An 18,923-nucleotide genomic window follows, 5' to 3' on the forward strand; every position below is an offset into this window, starting at 1 on the left:
CCGTTTCTCTTTTGTTAAAATTGTTCAGTTGATGAATAGTTTGATAAAATATATTGTATAGATGTTAAAAAAGTAGAGGTGGCATGATGCGTTTTATATTATTAGGAATTCTACTTATCCCCATTCTAGAAATTGCTGTAATGCTATTAGTTGGCAATGTATTAGGTGTTGGAATGACACTTACGCTCATCATTTTAACGAGTATTTTAGGTGCATACTATGCGAAAAGCCAAGGGCTTGCTAATGTGCGTAAAACCCAAGATCGGGTTTCTCATGGAGAACTGCCTGGTGATACAATAATCGATGGATTAAGTATATTGGTTGGTGGCCTATTATTATTAATTCCTGGATTCATTACAGATCTAGTAGGGTTGTTGATACTATTCCCAAAAACAAGAAACCTATTTAAAGCATATTTATATAAAATGTTAAAAAGAAAAGTAGACCGTGGAAACATCATTATTATCAATCAGAAGCGCTAATTTAATGAAAAACTGTACCAGTCTACACAGGTGCAGTTTTTCATTTTATTATATATGACCAAATGTCATTGAAAACATTCGCTTTATGCAGAGTTGTTAGAAGCACTAGAAAAACTGGTCCGACAAGCAAGCCAATAAACCCTAGCAGCTTGAACCCTACGAATAATGAGATTAAAGTCGCCAAAGGGTCAAGACCGATATTTGAGGATAGAACTTTTGGTTCTACCATTTGTCGCTGCACGAGGACGATGATGTAAAGAACACCTAAACCAATGGCGCGGCTCATTTCACCTGCTATAACCTCATATATAATCCAGGGAACAAAGACTAACCCGGTTCCTAAGTAAGGGATAATGTCTACTAGTCCTGTTACTAATGCGATTGTTATCGCATAGTCCACTCTAAGAATGAGTAAGCCAACTAGGATGATCATCGTTGTAAATGAAACGAGTGTTGCTTGTGCTTTAACGAACCCAAATAAAGCTTTTTTTAAGTCGGTAAGAATCGTAAGGCTGCTAGATTTGGCTTTAGTAGGCAACTTTGTACTTACAACAGCAACGATTTTATGCCAATCTTTACTAATAAAGAATGTTGCCAGAAGGGAAAAGATAATCACTGTAGCAGCATTCGGAAACCAAGACAGTAAGTTCGGTATCTTTTCAAAAAAACCTTGTATAAATGAACCAAGAGTTGCACCAATATTTTTCCCTATGTTTTCAATATTGGCCATGATCGTATCTTGTTGCCCGCTCTCAAGGTTGTCAAACATACTGGTAAGCTGGTTATAGATAGGGATAATTTGGCCAGCGAAAAATTGTTCTAAATGACTGATCAGTGTATTAAGCTGATCAGGTACAACTTTTGCTAAATAATCAGCACCTGAGATGATCTCAGCAATTAAGAGAATGATAAGTCCTGCTAATACGGCGAATATTAAAGTAATAGAGAGAAGTACAGAGATAGTCCGTGGGAATTTCGCTTTTTTTTCGAAGAAGTCTACCATTGGATTAATGAGAAAAGCGATGGCTAATGCAATAAGAAATGGATAGGTTACTTTGGATATATAATACAAAGCGATTAAACCACCTATCATACATAAGAGAATAATTAGTGCACGGATTAACCGATTTAAGTAGATTGTATTCAATTGCACACCTCCAAAAGTAGTAAAAGGAGAGACTCGTTTTATGACTAGTCTTTAAAAGATACGACACTAATAAATAGAATCCTTCTTCGTTCATCATAAAAGGGTGCTTTTTTGTAGAATACAATGTACATTATGTTAAAATAACAAACGAGAAAGGGGTATATAATGGCTTGGCAACCATATCTTTTTCTATCAATCCTACTCATCATTAGTTTGATTGCTAAGAACAATTCATTAATTGTGGCAGTAATCGTTTTATTATGTTTGAAAATGATTGGACTGGATCAAAAAGCGTTTGCACTTATTCAAGATAAGGGAATCAATTGGGGCGTAACGATTATTACAATTGCAGTATTAGCACCTATTGCAACAGGGGCAATTGGATTTTCAGATTTAACGAATGCACTTAAATCACCGTATGCATGGATTGCACTTGTGTCAGGTATTGCTGTTGCTCTTCTTGCCAAGGGAGGACTTGTTCTCCTTTCTAGTGATCCTCATATTACAACAGCTTTAGTGATTGGAACGATCATTGCCGTTGCACTTTTTAAAGGAGTAGCAGTGGGTCCTCTTATCGGGGCAGGAATTGCTTACTTATTAATGAAAGTTTTGGATTTGTTTGTAAAATAGAGTCGAATAATCGTCAATATATAATAACAAGAATGAGCAGAATGCTTTTCTTAAAAAATAATTATTTTTCACAAAATCGACGCTTTTCGTTCACAAAAGTCAGATAATTGTTTATAATAGGACTTATAAGTGTACTTGGTATAGTAAATACTATTTCCTCTATTAAAATAGTATTTATTATTCTAGTTTTAATAAAATGTAAGCATTTTCTTATTAACTGTTAGAATGGGTTCGTACTGTTCTTTCTACATTTCATGATTCCAATTTTCGTACACTTGGTTCTATACTGAACAGACGCTCACTGTAATTTAATCCTTCCTAAGGATGTAGATTTGGTCTGTAGATCGACTGTTTAGTCGACTTCATTTAGGTATTTAATTACCTATAAATAATCAGAAGATTCTTTCTGAAAGCGGTTGGACAATTCATGGTCCCGAAAATGTTTGCAGACAAAGGGTTTGGGGAAATTTTAATTTGTAAAGGAGATGTTCATTATGACAGCGACTCGTGGTTTAGAAGGGGTAGTTGCAACGACATCATCAATTAGCTCAATCATTGACGATACATTAACATATGTTGGCTATGATATTGATGATTTAGCAGAAAATGCAAGCTTTGAGGAAGTGATTTACTTACTATGGCACCGCCAACTTCCTACAGTGGAACAGCTCAATGAATTAAAAGCACAATTAGCAGATAATATGGAGTTACCTAAAGAAGTTTTAGAACATTTCAAAATGTATCCTATTAAAGAAGTGCATCCAATGGCAGCACTTCGTTCAGCTGTTTCATTATTAGGACTTTATGATGCTGATGCAGATAAAATGGATGAAGAATCAAATTATCAAAAAGCTATTCGTTTGCAAGCTAAAATGCCGGCAATTGTTACTGCTTTTGCTCGTGTTCGTAAAGGTTTGGAGCCAATCTCTCCAAAGAAAGAACTAGGGTTTGCTGCGAATTTCCTTTATATGCTTACTGGTGAAGAGCCACAGGAAATAGCTATTGAAGCTTTTGACAAAGCATTAGTTCTTCATGCGGACCATGAATTGAATGCATCTACATTTACTGCACGTGTATGCGTTGCTACGTTGTCAGACGTATATTCTGGAGTAACGGCTGCAATTGGAGCGCTAAAAGGGCCATTACATGGTGGAGCTAATGAAGCAGTTATGAAAATGCTGACAGAGATCGGAACTTTAGAAAATGTAGATTCATACATCCGTACAAAGCTTGATAATAAAGAGAAAATTATGGGCTTCGGACATCGCGTGTATCGCCAAGGAGATCCCCGTGCGAAGCATTTACGTGAAATGTCTAAGAAGCTTACAAGTATTACAGGTGAAACACATTGGTATGAAATGTCTACACAAATTGAAGGTATTGTAACAGGTGAAAAGAAACTTCCACCAAATGTAGACTTCTACTCAGCATCTGTTTACCATAGCTTAGGTATTGATCATGATTTATTTACACCAATTTTTGCAGTAAGCCGTGTTTCAGGTTGGTTAGCTCATATTTTGGAACAGTATGCGAATAACCGCTTAATTCGACCACGTGCTGAATACACAGGTCCAGGTATGCAAACGTATACGACAATTGAAAAAAGAGTATAAAAAATAGAGAGAATTAGCAATTTACTTTTTAATTGAATTCAGTTGTAATAAAATAGAGTGGGTGAAAGGTTAGATGCATGTAGCAATCTAACCTTTGATTCTGATTTCTTAGGATAAGCTCTTTCAGTGAGATATATAGATACAATGAGAGAGATTATAAAAAGTAAGAGAATGAAGGGAGAATTTGTCATGCAAGGTGAAAAAATTACGGTTAGCAATGGGGTATTAAACGTTCCAAATCATCCAATTGTTCCATTTATTGAAGGGGACGGTACAGGTCCTGATATTTGGGCAGCTTCATCAAAAGTACTTGATGCGGCAGTTGAAAAGGCTTATAAAGGCGAAAGAAAATTAATCTGGAAAGAAGTTTTAGCTGGGGAAAAGGCATTCAATCAAACAGGTGAGTGGCTTCCACAAGAAACTTTAGATATGATCAATGAATATTTAATTGCAATTAAAGGACCATTAACAACTCCAATCGGAGGAGGAATCCGTTCTTTAAACGTTGCATTACGTCAAGAGCTTGATTTATTTGTGTGCTTGCGTCCTGTTCGTTGGTATGAAGGTGTACCTTCTCCTGTAAAACGCCCACAAGATACAGACATGGTTATTTTCCGTGAAAATACTGAAGATATCTATGCAGGTATTGAATATGCAAGTGGTTCTGATGAAGTGAAGAAATTAGTTTCGTTCCTTCAAGAAGAAATGGGAGTGAAAAAAATCCGTTTCCCTGAAACATCTGGTATTGGAATTAAGCCAGTTTCAGAAGAAGGTACTTCTCGTTTAGTTCGTTCTGCGATCGAATATGCGATCAAAGAAGGTCGCAAATCTGTAACATTGGTTCATAAAGGAAACATTATGAAGTTTACAGAAGGCGCGTTCAAGAACTGGGGTTATGAATTAGCTGAGAGAGAATACGGAGAAAAAGTATTCACTTGGGCTGAGTATGATCGTATTAAAGAAGAGAACGGTACAGATGCAGCAAACAAAGCTCAATCCGATGCTGAAGCTGCAGGTAAAATCATCATTAAAGATGCAATTGCTGATATCTTCTTACAACAAATCTTAACTCGTCCAAATGAGTTTGATGTTGTGGCAACAATGAACCTAAACGGAGATTATATTTCTGATGCTCTTGCTGCACAAGTAGGAGGAATTGGAATTGCACCTGGTGCAAATATTAACTATGAAACAGGACATGCTATTTTTGAAGCAACGCATGGAACGGCTCCAAAATACGCTGGTCTAGATAAAGTAAACCCTTCATCAGTTATTTTATCTGGTAAATTGCTTCTTGAACATTTAGGCTGGACTGAAGCAGCTGACTTAATTGAGAAATCAATGGAAAAGTCAATTGCATCAAAAGTTGTAACATACGATTTTGCTCGTTTAATGGATGGAGCAACTGAAGTAAAATGTTCAGAATTTGGCGATGAATTAATCAAAAATATGGGCTAATATAAGAGAGAGGACAATTAATTTTCGTTGTCCTCTTTGTTATATACATAGAATTAGGAGGGATTAACTCATGTCTATTCAAAGAAAAAAAGTCTCAGTAATCGGTGGTGGCTTCACAGGAGCAACTACAGCGTTTTTATTGGCACAAAAAGAACTCGGTGACGTCGTATTAGTTGATATTCCACAAATGGAAAACCCAACAAAGGGAAAAGCATTAGATATGCTAGAAGCGAGTCCAGTACAAGGGTTTGATTCTACCATTATTGGAACGTCAAATTATGAAGATACTAAGGACTCCGATATCGTCGTTATTACAGCTGGTATTGCACGTAAGCCAGGAATGAGCAGAGACGATCTTGTGCAAACAAATCAAAAGGTAATGAAAAGTGTAACGAAGGAAATCGTTAAGTATTCTCCGAATGCATTTATCGTTGTGTTGACAAACCCAGTTGATGCAATGACTTATACTGTCTTTAAAGAATCCGGTTTTCCTAAGCATCGAGTTATCGGGCAATCTGGTGTGCTTGATTCAGCAAGATTTAGAACATTTGTTGCTCAGGAATTGAATTTATCAGTAAAGGATATTACTGGTTTTGTACTTGGTGGGCACGGCGATGACATGGTCCCGCTTGTACGTTACTCGTATGCAGGAGGTATACCATTAGAAACGTTGATTCCAAGGGATCGTTTAGAAGCAATTGTTGAACGTACACGTAAAGGTGGCGGAGAAATCGTTAACCTTCTTGGTAATGGCAGCGCTTATTACGCGCCTGCAGCAGCACTTGTTGAAATGTGTGAAGCTATTCTAAAAGACCAAAAACGAGTATTACCTTCTATTGCATACTTAGAAGGCGAATATGGTTATGAAGGTATCTATTTAGGTGTGCCAACAATTCTAGGCGGAAACGGTATTGAAAAAGTCATTGAATTGGACTTAACAACTGATGAAAAAACGGCTTTAGATCAATCAGCAGAATCCGTTAAAAATGTAATGGCTATCCTTATATAATGAGGAAGTTGATTTAGGATGCATATTCTAAATAATGCTGACTGTAGACAAACAATTAAATTGTTTGTCTACAGTCTTTTTTTTGATTAGCGATGAAAAATAGGTGAAAGTTAAGGATATTTTGTTATTAAAAATCCCTAAAAAGTTTGTTAAACAACGTTGAAATTACCTTTGTCGACATTCCAGGAAACGAGTATTATCTTTATATAATAGAAAATACTTTATTGGGAAGGGTAATAATGTTATTATAGGATAAATAGACTGAATAATATAAATTATTATAACAGTCTATTTATTTAAACTTAATTGAAAACGTTTACATCACTCGGAGGTGCACAGATGCTATTAGGGAAAAAGAGAAAGCTAGGCAGAAGAATTGAAGAAATGACAACAGGTGAAAAACTAACATTAACAGAAAAAATTGAGGATAAGGATTTATTACTTTATTTAGGATTAACAAACGATGCAAATCCGTTATATATCCAACATGACTATGCATCGCAAACGCCATTTAAAAAGCCAATTGTTCCAACAATTATGTTAAATGGAATTATAAATTCAGCTATTTCAAAGTATTTGCCAGGGCCAGGAAGTCACGTTTTAAAGCAAGAAATTGATTACATTAAACCAGTGTTTCATTATGCGACCATTCAATTTTTGTTTGAAGTGACAGAATTGAATATGGAAGAGCATACGATTACGATTCATGTCTTAGCAACGAATGAGGATGAAGAGACAGTGATTAAAGGAAGTTTGAAAGTTTGTCCACCACATCAACTTCCCAAGTGGAATGGTGAAGCATTAAATAACTTTTAACAATGTAAATTATGAATTGTTGTAAACTAAATAAACGAAAATAAATAGATTAATCGAGCGAGTGAAGATTTATATACACTTGCTCGATTTTTTTTGAGGGTAGATATGTAAGGAAAATCTCAATAATAATTTCGATCTATCTCTTTTAGTAGAACAAACAGATTAATCCTTAGCTTGAAGTGTAGAATAGTGATGAATCCGACTTAGTCTGGAAAGGGTTACTGAGCTTTGCCGGAGCGACGGGGTTTTTGCTGTTTCATCACATAGCCACTCAAGATCATCGGCCAAAGTTCGCCAACATACAGGATTTCTTACGACCTTAATTGTAGTGCTCTTTTTAAAATGCTTAGTTTAATTACGTGCATATTTCTATCTTTCTCCGCCTGGAATTTGTTCGCCTAAGGGATAATCTATGGTTATCTTTATCAGACTATTGGTAAATGCTAGAAAACATAGTTGCAATAGAAAGAAGTTCTCATGAACGAAATGTTCAATTTGGGATCTACTCTAAGGCTGCACGCTTAGTATGTAAGTGCTTTCAAGGAATGCTTAATTAATATGCTGTAAGCTATAATACCAGCTGATCTGCTCTTATTTCCATTCTTTTTCTTTAAAAAGGTTGCAATCCCTTTTGATGTCTATATTATAATAGGTTTAAGGTACTTGGGATTGGAGTCATTGTGCGAATAAGATTTTGTGCTGTGATTCTATTAATGGTCATATTCTGACTGTTTTGGGGAATTTCACATTGGAGGCTAATATGAACAAGAAGATTCTTGTAGTAGATGATGAGCAATCGATTTTAACCTTGCTAAAGTATAACTTAGAGCAAGGAGGGTACGATGTCATTACAGCACAAGATGGGGAAGAAGGGAAGGAAAAGGCTCTTCACGAAAAGCCAGATTTAATGGTGCTTGACTTAATGTTGCCTAGGTTAGATGGCATTGAAGTGTGTAAACAGTTAAGACAAGAAAAAGTAGACATTCCCATATTAATGCTAACAGCTAAAGACGATGAGTTTGATAAAGTATTAGGCCTAGAGCTTGGTGCGGATGATTATATGACAAAACCATTTAGCCCTCGTGAAGTAGTTGCTCGTGTAAAAGCAATACTGAGGAGATCTCCGGGAAAAAGGGTGGTGGAAGAGGTAAACCATGATGCTTCCATTACTGTTGCAGATCTTATTGTTTTTCCTGAGCAATATGAAGCTTCGTTTAGAAATGAGCAAATGGAATTAACTCCTAAGGAGTTTGAATTATTGCTATACTTGGTTGAAAATAAGGGGCGCGTATTAACGAGAGATCACTTGTTGAGTGCGGTGTGGAACTATGATTTTGCTGGGGACACACGAATTGTAGATGTTCATATTAGTCATTTAAGAGAGAAAATAGAAGAGAATACAAAAAAACCGATTTATATAAAAACTGTGAGAGGATTAGGATATAAATTAGAGGAGCCGAAATAGATGACTCGTTTTCGATCAAAATTGCTGCTTGCTTTAATTATCTTAATTATTTCTGTACTAATTTCATTAGGTGTGCTTCTTGGTCAATTGTATAAAACAAATTATTTGAACACCTTTGATGAACGAATTTTAAAGGAAACCGAACTGGTAGCGAAAATGGTGGAGGACTTAGGTGGACTAAGCTCTATTAATGAAGAAAAGGTTATTGAAATTGGTAGTCTTCTAAATTTGAATTTATTAATTATACTTGAAGATGGGTCCATTCCATATACTAGTCGCAACCAAAATGACAGCACGAATGAAAGCAATATTTTATCAGAAATTATCAATAGTAGCGAAGGCCAAAACGGAAAAAAAGAAATACAAGGTGGCTTTGATCTTCACTATTATTGGACACCACTCTATGAAGATGATGTGCGTGTCGGGTATATTGTTACAAGTATAAAATTAACAGAATTCAACGAAGCTTATGAGCAAATTTGGTGGATTCTTGGCATTAGCTTAACTGCTGCTTTAGCTATTATCATTTTACTAGGAACGAGAATTACTTCCGCCTATACAAAACCAATTGAATCAGCAACAAATGTTGCGATAGAACTTGCAAAAGGAAACTATCGTGCGAGAACTTATGAAAACCCATTAGATGAAACGACTATGTTGTCTAAATCAATCAATATTCTGGCTAGAAATTTGCAAGAAATGGTAAAGTCTCAGGAAAATCAACGTGAACGACTAAGTGCCTTGATTGAAAATATGGGAAGTGCACTTATCTCAATTGATAGTAAAGGCTATATTAATTTGCTAAACCGATCTTATAAAGAGGTTTTCCAGGTAGATCATATGGCATATATGAATCAGCTTTACTACGAAGTCATTGAGGATGATCAATTGGTAAGGTTTATCGAAGAAATTTTTATGACAGAAGTAAAGGCAAAAAAACAACTCTTAATACCGATTGGGATTGAAAGACGTCATTTTGAAGTATATGGTGTGCCAATTATCGGTCAAAATGATGTTTGGAAAGGCGTATTAATCGTATTACACGATATCACAGAATTGAAAAAATTAGAGCAAGTCCGAAAAGATTTTGTTGCAAATGTATCTCATGAGTTGAAAACACCTATTACTTCAATTAAAGGTTTTTCAGAAACCCTACTAGACGGGGCAATGAATGATGAAAAGGTGTTAATTGAGTTTTTAGAAATCATCTTAAAAGAAAGTGATCGTCTGCAATTGCTTATTCAAGATTTGCTAGATCTATCTAAAATTGAACAACATGGGTTTCACTTAAATATGGAACGCTTCGAGGTCGTATCATTAACAGAAGAAGTGTTTACAATTATTCGAGGAAAAGCAATAGAAAAAGATATTGATGTTACATTTAATGCAAATGTACCTCATCTCGAAATGAATGGCGACCCATTGCGGGTAAAACAAATCATGATTAACTTGATTTCAAATGCAATTGCCTATACTCCGAATGGCGGTAAAGTTACCGTGGATGTTAGAGATGAGGTTAAACATATTGTTCTCCGAGTTATTGATACTGGGATTGGAATAGAGAAACATGAAATTCCAAGGATTTTTGAGCGCTTTTACCGAGTAGATCGAGCGAGAAGTCGCAACTCTGGGGGGACAGGTTTAGGCTTAGCTATTGTAAAACATCTTGTAGAGGCTCATAAAGGCAAGATAACGGTTGAAAGTGAAGTTGGAAAAGCAACAACATTTATGATTGAATTACCAAAATAACTGATTTACATAATCTTTACATAACGTCCAAATGACCTTAATAATTGTACCTTATGCTAAAGTTGTAAATCCCAAATATGCAGTACCTAAAAAAAGAGCTACCCCGCTCTTTTTTTTTCGTATATTTATAAATTTTGATGTTACGTAAAAAAAGTGTTACATAATTGAAACCTTTCTAATATATAGACGTAATAATACTTGTGATGATTAGGAATAGGAAGGGGAGAATTATGGTTAGCATAAAGAGAATTTTAACATTTGCTGGTCTTGGCGTTCTGTTGATTGTACTTGGTATTACTGCATTAACCTCATGGTACACAGTAGACGAATCTGATCAAGCTGTTATATTAACATTTGGTAAGGCAGAAGAGACGATCACTGAGCCAGGTTTACATTTTAAAATGCCATGGCCAATCCAAAGCGTTGAGAAGTTATCGAAGGAAACCTTTAGCTTGCAATTTGGATACGATCAAAAAGATGGAGAAGTAAAGAGTTTTCCAAGTGAAACAAAAATGATAACAGGTGATGAATTCATAGTTCTTGCAGACTTAGTTGTGCAGTGGAGAATTATTGAACCTGAAAAGTACTTATTTAATTCATCAGATCCGCAAGAAATCTTACACGATGCGACTTCAGCTAGTTTAAGAAGTATTATTGGTGGTGCCAAAATAGATGATGCCCTAACATCAGGAAAAGCTGAAATTGAAGGTGATGTATGGGAAATGTTGAAATACCTTATTGAAAAATATGATATTGGGATTTCTATTTCAGCAGTACAGCTACAAGATGTCGAATTACCAAACGAAGAAGTGCGAAAAGCGTTTACAGATGTTACGGATGCACGTGAAACGATGAACACAAAGATTAATGAAGCTAAAAAGTACAACAATCAGCGCATAAATGAAGTAATTGGTGAAGAAGCTGCAATTAAATTGAAAGCAGCAGGTGAAAAATCAGCACGGATTGAGAGGGCAAGAGGGGATGTAGCAGTCTTTAATAGCCTTTACGACGAATACCGTTTAAATCCACAAATTACCCGTGAGCGTTTGATGATTGAAACATTAGAGCAAGTGCTACCTAAAGCTGAAATTTATATTATGAATGATGATGGAAATACAATGAAGTATTTCCCATTGAGGGCGCTAGAGAGAGAACCAACTAAGCCTGCGACAGAAGGAGGCGATAACAATGAATGATGATAATGTAATTAACATGGAGGAAAAAGGGAAAAAGCCATTTGAATATAAAGGCTATTTCAAGTTAGGACTCTTCTTAATTCTTCTATTAGTAGTGGCTGGTGTGTTCTTCGCAAATGTATATATTGTTAAAGAAGGAGAATACAAAGTTATTCGTCAATTTGGTGAGGTAGTAGCCTACAAAGATGAGCCAGGACTAAATGTCAAAATTCCATTTATTCAAAGTGTCGAGACATTACCTAAATACCAAATGACTTATAATGTGTCTGAAGCTGAGATTAACACTAAGGACAAAAAGCGGATGATTATTGATAATTATGCTGTATGGAAAATTGATAACCCTCGTTTAATGATTTCCAATGCTCGTACAGTACTTGGAGCAGAAAATAAGATGGAAGAGTTTATTTATTCTGTTACACGAACAGAATTAGGTCAACTTGATTACGATCAGATCATCAATGATGAAAAGTCAACGAGAGGTTCAATCAATGACCAAATTACAGCAAAAGTAAACGAATTGCTTGAAAGAGACAACTATGGAATATCTGTAACGGATGTACGTATTAAAAGAACAGACTTACCTCAGGAAAATGAAGAGTCTGTATATACAAGAATGGTGTCAGAAAGACAAACTACTGCACAAGGTTATTTATCTCGTGGAGATGCAGAGAAAAATGAAATCATTGCAGGAACAGATAAAGAAGTTACAGAGCGTCTAGCAATTGCAGAAGCAGAAGGTCAACAATTGCGAGCAGAAGGTGAAGCTGAAGCTGCAAAAATATATAATGAAGCATTTTCAAAGGACCCAGAGTTCTACTCATTGTTCCGTACGCTAGAATCGTATAAAAAGACTGTGAACGGCGATACAGTAATTATTTTACCATCTGATTCACCGTACGCTAGATTACTAATGGGCTACCTAGAATAAATGAATAAACCGATATTTTTCTTTATTAATCGAACCATGATAAAATAAGGAAGATATCGGTTTTTATTGTGAGAAAATAAATAAAATAGAGATCAACCAATGATTGGAGGATGATTGTAGTGACGAAGAAATTGGTTTTAATTGATGGAAACAGCATTGCTTATCGTGCATTCTTTGCGTTGCCATTATTAAATAACGATAAGGGAATACATACTAATGCCATTTATGGTTTTACAATGATGTTAATGCGAATTTTAGAAGATGAAAAACCAACCCACTTGTTGGTGGCATTTGACGCAGGAAAAACGACCTTCCGCCACAAAACATTTAGTGAGTACAAAGGTGGAAGACAAAAAACTCCACCAGAGTTATCAGAACAATTTCCGTTCATTCGTGATCTATTAGACGCTTATCAAATTCCGCGTTACGAATTAGAAAATTATGAAGCGGATGACATTATTGGTACACTTTCCTTACAGGCTGAGCAGGATGGCTACCAAGTAAAAGTCATTTCAGGTGACAAGGATTTAACACAATTAAGTACAGATCACACAACTGTAGCAATTACAAAAAAGGGAATCACAGATATAGAAGAGTATACGCCAGCACATATTGAAGAGAAGTATGGAATTACTGCTGATCGTATCATTGATATGAAAGGTCTGATGGGTGATTCTTCTGATAACATTCCTGGTGTACCTGGAGTTGGTGAGAAAACAGCACTGAAACTTCTTAAAGAATTCGGTACTTTGGAGAAGATTCTCGATTCCATTGATCAAGTGAGTGGGAAGAAGTTAAAGGAAAAGCTTGAAGAGTTTAAAGATCAAGCATTGATGAGTAAAGAGCTTGCGACGATTTTAAGAGAAGCGCCACTAGAAGTTACATTGGACGGATTAGTTTACGATGGATATGAACCTGAAAAAGTTCTCGCTCTTTTTAAAGAGTTGGGATTCAATTCTCTGTTAGAAAAAATCGACGGACCATCTGAAGAACAATCGGCTGAATTAACAGAAATAAATTTTGAAATACTTGATCAAACGGATGAGCGTGCGTTTGCAGATGAATCTGCTTTTTATGTGGAAATGATCGAAGACAATTATCATTATGCTGATGTTATCGGTTTTTCCATTTCGAATGAAAACGGGCATTTCTATCTATCGAAGAGTGTTGCAGAACAATCAGCTGCATTTAAGGAATGGGCTGAAGATGCGACAAAGAACAAGATCGTATATGATGTGAAACGATCCATCGTTGCATTGAAGCATTTTGATATCAAATTACAAGGCGTTGAGTTTGATGCATTACTTGCTTCCTACATTATTAATGCTTCACAAACAATTGAAGATGTCTCTTCAATTGCAAATAAATATGGCGAACAAGTGCTGCAATCGGATGAAGCTTTTTATGGGAAAGGTGCAAAAAGAAAAGCTCCTGATGTAGAGACGCTTGGAGAGCATCTTGCTCGAAAATCAAAGGTCTTATTCTCATTGAAAGAAAGAATCGATGACGAGCTTCAAAAAAATGAACAAAGTGACTTGTTCTATAAGCTTGAATTGCCGCTAGCTCTCATTTTAGCTGAAATGGAGTTCCAAGGTGTACAAGTAGATACAGAGCGGCTCCGAAAAATGGGAGAAGATCTTCAAGAGAAGCTTGCAAAAATTGAAAAGGCAATACATGAACTTGCAGGCGAAGCCTTTAATATCAATTCACCTAAGCAATTAGGGGTCATTTTATTCGATAAATTGGGATTACCTGTAATTAAGAAAACGAAAACAGGCTACTCTACTTCTGCTGATGTGCTAGAGAAGTTACAAGATGATCATGAAATCATTCAAGAGATCTTACATTACCGTCAATTAGGAAAATTGCAGTCAACTTATATTGAAGGATTGTTAAAGGTAATTAATCAGGATACGAATAAAGTACACACGAGATTTAATCAAGCATTAACTCAAACTGGTCGATTAAGCTCAACAGATCCGAACTTGCAAAACATCCCGATTCGTTTAGAAGAAGGAAGAAAAATTAGACAAGCCTTTATTCCATCTGAAAAAGATTGGGTTATTTTTGCGGCAGACTACTCGCAAATTGAATTGCGCGTCCTTGCTCATATAGCAAAAGATGAAAAGCTAATTTCCGCATTTAAAGAAGACTCGGACATTCATACAAAAACGGCAATGGAAGTTTTCCATGTGGAAAAAGAAGATGTGACATCAAATATGCGTAGGCATGCAAAGGCGGTCAACTTCGGCATTGTCTATGGGATTAGCGACTACGGTCTATCCCAAAGCCTTAATATTACACGGAAAGAGGCAGGTCAGTTCATTGAGCGTTATTTAGAAAGCTATCCTGGTGTAAAAGATTATATGGATGATATTGTATATCAAGCAAAGCAGGATGGGTATGTCACAACTTTGCTACACCGCCGCAGGTACTTGCCAGAGATCACAAGCCGAAACTTTAATTTAAGAAGCTTTGCAGAAAGAACAGCGATGAATACACCAATACAAGGAAGCGCTGCTGACATTATAAAAAAAGCGATGATTGATATGGCAGATCGTTTGAAAAAAGAAAAGCTTCAATCACGTCTGTTGTTGCAAGTACATGATGAATTAATTTTTGAAGCGCCTAAATCTGAAATTGAAAAACTGATTGAAATTGTTCCAGATGTAATGGAACATGCGGTTGAGCTATCCGTTCCTTTAAAGGTTGATTATTCATACGGTCCAACATGGTTTGATGCAAAATAATGAATGGATTAATGAGGTGAGAATATGCCTGAACTACCAGAGGTTGAAACGGTAAGAGCTACTTTAGAGCAGTTAATCGTAGGTAAGCAAGTGGAAAAGGTGGATGTATATTGGCCTAAGATGGTTAAACATCCAGATGATGTCCAGCAATTTAAGGAAGCATTAATAGGAGAAACCTTTCAGTCCGTTGGAAGACGTGGGAAGTTTCTTATCCTCTATACAGAGCATTATGCGTTGATTTCCCATTTGCGAATGGAAGGAAGGTATGGCCTTTTTCAGCAAGACGAACAAGAGGATTTGCATACTCATGTGATCTTTCATTTTAATGATGATACAGATTTAAGATACAAGGATGTACGTAAGTTTGGAACGATGCATTTGTTTGAAAAGGGAGATGAATTCAACCATCTACCATTATCACAGCTGGGACCTGAACCGTTTTCTTCAGAGTTTACAACATTTTACTTGAAGAAATTGTTGATGAAAACGACAAGAAAAGTTAAAACTGCACTGCTTGATCAAAAGAATATAGTAGGTCTTGGTAATATATATGTTGATGAAGCGTTGTTCCGAGCAGCTATTCATCCTGAACGATTGGCAAAAACTTTATCTGATGTAGAAATTGAGCGATTGCATAAAGAAATCATTTTAACTTTAGATGAAGCAGTTGCCAAAGGAGGAAGCACAATTCGTTCTTATGTGAATTCACAAGGACAAATCGGCTTGTTTCAGCTTGAGTTATTTGTTTATGGAAGAAAAGGAGAGAGCTGCAAGCGCTGTGGAGAGACGTTAGAACGAATCATAACTGGAGGTAGAGGAACAGTCTTTTGCCCAACATGCCAACTAATTTAGCTATAAATAATTGAATAACACAAAGGATGGGCTCCTTCCATATACTATCTTAGTGATTTTTTTGGAAGGGGCTATCAACATATGGCATATTCAGTTACTTTACTTCTGTTGGCTCTCGCTGTCAGCATTGACAGCTTTAGTGTTGGATTAACTTATGGTCTACGAAAAATGAGAATCCCGTTTAAATCATTACTCATTATTGCGACTTGCTCTGCAGTCGTTTTAAGTTTGGCGATGGCGATTGGGCATTTACTTATTCGTTTTGTTTCTCCATCTGCTGCTGAAACAGTAGGAGGAGCGATTCTCATAGCGATCGGTGTTTGGGTGTTGTATCAGTTTTTTAAACCAGAGCCGCAAAAAGAGGTATTACTTCACGAAAAAATGATCGTAAACTTTGAAATTAAATCGCTAGGAGTCGTTATTCATATCTTAAAAAAACCAATGGTAGCCGATATAGATAAATCGGGGACAATTACAGGGATTGAAGCATTTATTCTGGGATTTGCTTTATCATTAGATGCGTTTGGTGCTGGAATCGGTGCGGCATTCTTAGGATACTCCCCTGTTGTATTGGCATTATCGGTGGCGGTAATGAGTTCATTGTTTGTATTCACAGGGATTCGTATCGGTGCGATTCTTTCAGGGCATAAGTTTGTGCAAAAATTCTCATTTCTTCCAGGCGTTCTCCTCATTTTAATCGGTGTATGGAAAATTTAGAGAATTAGGGTGGGATTCGAGCGTGGCTTTAGTTATTGGTTTAACAGGTGGAATTGCAAGTGGAAAAAGTACAGTTGCTAACTTTTTTAAACAAGAGGGAATTACAGTTATTGATGCGGATATAGAAGCGCGTAATGTCGTAGAACAAGGTCAAAAAGCCTATTTGCAAATTGTAGATACTTTTGGCAAAGAAGTTCTTCATACTGATGGAACACTAAATCGTGAAAAGCTAGGGTCGATTATTTTTAATAATGAAGGAAAGCGACAAACACTAAATGCGATTGTTCATCCGGCTATTAGAGAAAGGATGAATCATAAACGTGAAACAGCATTGAGCAAAAACGAACAAATTGTCGTTATGGATATTCCTTTGTTATTTGAAAGTAAGCAAACAAACGTTGTTGATCAAACGTTGCTTGTATATGTTAGTGAAAAAACGCAACTAGAGCGTTTGATGCATCGTAACGGGTATAACGAAAAAGAAGCATTGGCAAGAATTAAGTCTCAAATGCCCTTAGTTGATAAACGGGTATTGGCGGATCACATTATTGATAACAATAGTACTATGGACGAGACGTATGAACAATTTCAAACATTGTTGAGAAAATGGAGAGTAGTATAGCTTGAAAGCTTTGGGAACAATCGACCCGAGGCTTTTTTTGTTGAATTAGCTATTTTATTTTCTATGTTTGTGTATAACTATTTTTTGATTATTACTTCATTTACAAGATATGTTCAGAATAATAAAACATTTAAAAACCATTATATAAGCCATCACATAATAAACAATATATGTTATACTAATAACAAAGAAATGCTTGATAAAGTATAACATTAATTTGGAAGGGGCCATCTTATGAAGGCGAAGATCGCGATTAATGGATTTGGAAGAATTGGACGTATGGTTTTTAGAAAGGCCATCGTTGATGATAATTTAGACGTAGTAGCAGTAAATGCGAGCTATCCAGCAGAAACTTTAGCGCATCTAATTAAGTATGACACAAATCACGGTACATTTGCAGGTACAATTGAAACAGAAGACAACGCTCTGATTGTGAATGGGAAGCATGTTCAATTATTAAGCAATCGTAATCCAGCTGATTTACCTTGGAAAGACCTTGGTATTGATATTGTCATTGAAGCAACTGGAAAATTTAATTCGCGTGATAAAGCGAGCCTACATTTAGATGCAGGTGCGAAGAAAGTCATTTTAACTGCTCCAGGTAAAAATGAAGATGTTACGATTGTTATGGGTGTCAATCATGGTCAATTAGATATTGAAAAGCATGATGTGATTTCGAATGCTTCTTGTACAACAAACTGCCTAGCACCTGTTGCAAAAGTGTTAGATGATCAGTTTGGTATTGAGAATGGATTAATGACAACAGTTCATGCTTACACTAATGATCAGAAGAATATTGATAATCCACATAAGGATTTACGTCGAGCAAGAGCATGTGCACAATCCATCATTCCTACTTCAACAGGTGCTGCTAAAGCATTGTCATTAGTACTGCCACATTTGAAAGGAAAGTTACATGGAATGGCATTACGTGTACCAACACCAAATGTTTCATTAGTTGATTTAGTTGTTGATTTAAAGAGCGATGTAACGATCGATCAAGTGAATGAAGCATTTGCTAATGCCGCAAACGGAGAATTAAAAGGTGTACTAAGTGTGACTGATGAGCCTTTAGTATCAATTGATTTTAACACGAATGATCATTCTGCAATTATTGACAACTTATCAACAATGGTGATTGGCAATAACAAAGTAAAAGTACTCGCATGGTATGATAATGAGTGGGGTTACTCTTGCCGAGTTGTTGACTTAACAAAGCATGTTGCAAATGAATTATCGAAAAACGCGGTTAAATTAGGATAAGTGAGGGGTTTGACTGTTTCTTGAGAGGAACTTTCAATATTCATCTTTATTGTTTTGTTTTACTAACATTTTATCATCAATTTTCCCTACCTATTAAGGTAGGGCTTTTTTATTTCTAAGGAAAATATAGATTCTGTCAAGATATAATGAAGAGTTATTCTTATTGTCTTGTCTGTAGGATATATTTGACGCCCTGTCAGGAGCAAGGACGGACGTTGCAGACTTA

Annotated in this window: 16 protein-coding genes; 15 read left to right on the plus strand and 1 reads right to left on the minus strand. The window is 36.1% G+C overall.

Features of this window, described 5'->3' with window-relative positions:
• Positions 1 to 86: 86 nt before the first annotated feature.
• Positions 87 to 482, plus strand: a complete 396-nt coding sequence (locus AC6F34_RS14585) for an FxsA family protein (RefSeq protein WP_500773391.1) — start codon at positions 87 to 89, stop codon at positions 480 to 482.
• A 40-nt stretch (positions 483 to 522) separates the two neighbouring features.
• Here AC6F34_RS14585 and ytvI read toward each other — a convergent pair whose 3' ends face one another.
• Positions 523 to 1,629: a sporulation integral membrane protein YtvI gene (gene ytvI, locus AC6F34_RS14590; RefSeq protein WP_500773393.1), complete on the minus strand. Its 1,107-nt coding sequence runs from the start codon at positions 1,627 to 1,629 to the stop codon at positions 523 to 525.
• Positions 1,630 to 1,794: 165 nt separating this feature from the next.
• On the opposite strand from ytvI, the gene AC6F34_RS14595 reads away from it, so the two are divergent.
• The 14 genes from AC6F34_RS14595 to AC6F34_RS14660 all read left to right on the plus strand — a co-directional run bounded on the left by AC6F34_RS14595 (position 1,795) and on the right by AC6F34_RS14660 (position 18,697).
• Positions 1,795 to 2,259 (plus strand): DUF441 domain-containing protein, encoded by a 465-nt coding sequence (locus AC6F34_RS14595; protein ID WP_500773395.1) that lies wholly within the window; start codon positions 1,795 to 1,797, stop codon positions 2,257 to 2,259.
• Positions 2,260 to 2,753: 494 nt separating this feature from the next.
• Complete coding sequence (citZ, locus tag AC6F34_RS14600; RefSeq protein WP_500773396.1) at positions 2,754 to 3,872, plus strand: citrate synthase; 1,119 nt, start codon at positions 2,754 to 2,756, stop codon at positions 3,870 to 3,872.
• Between the two features lie 189 nt (positions 3,873 to 4,061).
• Complete coding sequence (gene icd, locus AC6F34_RS14605) at positions 4,062 to 5,330, plus strand: NADP-dependent isocitrate dehydrogenase (protein WP_500773398.1); 1,269 nt, start codon at positions 4,062 to 4,064, stop codon at positions 5,328 to 5,330.
• Positions 5,331 to 5,400: 70 nt separating this feature from the next.
• On the plus strand, positions 5,401 to 6,339 hold the full coding sequence (gene mdh, locus AC6F34_RS14610; protein ID WP_500773400.1) for a malate dehydrogenase: 939 nt from the start codon (positions 5,401 to 5,403) through the stop codon (positions 6,337 to 6,339).
• Positions 6,340 to 6,678: 339 nt separating this feature from the next.
• A complete protein-coding gene (locus tag AC6F34_RS14615; RefSeq protein ID WP_500773402.1) occupies positions 6,679 to 7,155 on the plus strand; it encodes a MaoC/PaaZ C-terminal domain-containing protein in 477 nt (158 codons plus the stop codon).
• A gap of 760 nt (positions 7,156 to 7,915) precedes the next feature.
• The gene (locus AC6F34_RS14620) at positions 7,916 to 8,620 is read left to right on the plus strand and encodes a winged helix-turn-helix domain-containing protein (protein WP_500773405.1); all 705 of its coding nucleotides are present in this window, start codon (positions 7,916 to 7,918) and stop codon (positions 8,618 to 8,620) included.
• Entirely contained in the window at positions 8,621 to 10,369 is a 1,749-nt protein-coding gene (gene pnpS / locus AC6F34_RS14625) for a two-component system histidine kinase PnpS (protein WP_500773406.1), read from the plus strand.
• A gap of 230 nt (positions 10,370 to 10,599) precedes the next feature.
• A complete protein-coding gene (gene hflK / locus AC6F34_RS14630) occupies positions 10,600 to 11,565 on the plus strand; it encodes an FtsH protease activity modulator HflK (protein ID WP_500773408.1) in 966 nt (321 codons plus the stop codon).
• Positions 11,558 to 12,493 (plus strand): protease modulator HflC, encoded by a 936-nt coding sequence (gene hflC, locus AC6F34_RS14635; RefSeq protein WP_500773410.1) that lies wholly within the window; start codon positions 11,558 to 11,560, stop codon positions 12,491 to 12,493. The genes hflK and hflC overlap by 8 nt, the downstream gene beginning before the upstream one ends.
• 119 nt (positions 12,494 to 12,612) lie before the next feature.
• The gene (polA, locus tag AC6F34_RS14640) at positions 12,613 to 15,243 is read left to right on the plus strand and encodes a DNA polymerase I (RefSeq protein WP_500773411.1); all 2,631 of its coding nucleotides are present in this window, start codon (positions 12,613 to 12,615) and stop codon (positions 15,241 to 15,243) included.
• 24 nt (positions 15,244 to 15,267) lie between these two features.
• On the plus strand, positions 15,268 to 16,095 hold the full coding sequence (gene mutM / locus AC6F34_RS14645; protein WP_500773413.1) for a DNA-formamidopyrimidine glycosylase: 828 nt from the start codon (positions 15,268 to 15,270) through the stop codon (positions 16,093 to 16,095).
• Positions 16,096 to 16,176: 81 nt separating this feature from the next.
• Entirely contained in the window at positions 16,177 to 16,812 is a 636-nt protein-coding gene (ytaF, locus tag AC6F34_RS14650; RefSeq protein ID WP_500773415.1) for a sporulation membrane protein YtaF, read from the plus strand.
• A 22-nt stretch (positions 16,813 to 16,834) separates the two neighbouring features.
• A complete protein-coding gene (gene coaE / locus AC6F34_RS14655; RefSeq protein WP_500773417.1) occupies positions 16,835 to 17,434 on the plus strand; it encodes a dephospho-CoA kinase in 600 nt (199 codons plus the stop codon).
• 234 nt (positions 17,435 to 17,668) lie between these two features.
• On the plus strand, positions 17,669 to 18,697 hold the full coding sequence (locus AC6F34_RS14660; protein ID WP_500773419.1) for a glyceraldehyde-3-phosphate dehydrogenase: 1,029 nt from the start codon (positions 17,669 to 17,671) through the stop codon (positions 18,695 to 18,697).
• The last annotated feature ends 226 nt before the right edge of the window (positions 18,698 to 18,923 follow it).

The organism is Niallia sp. CD-39 (assembly GCF_059874745.1).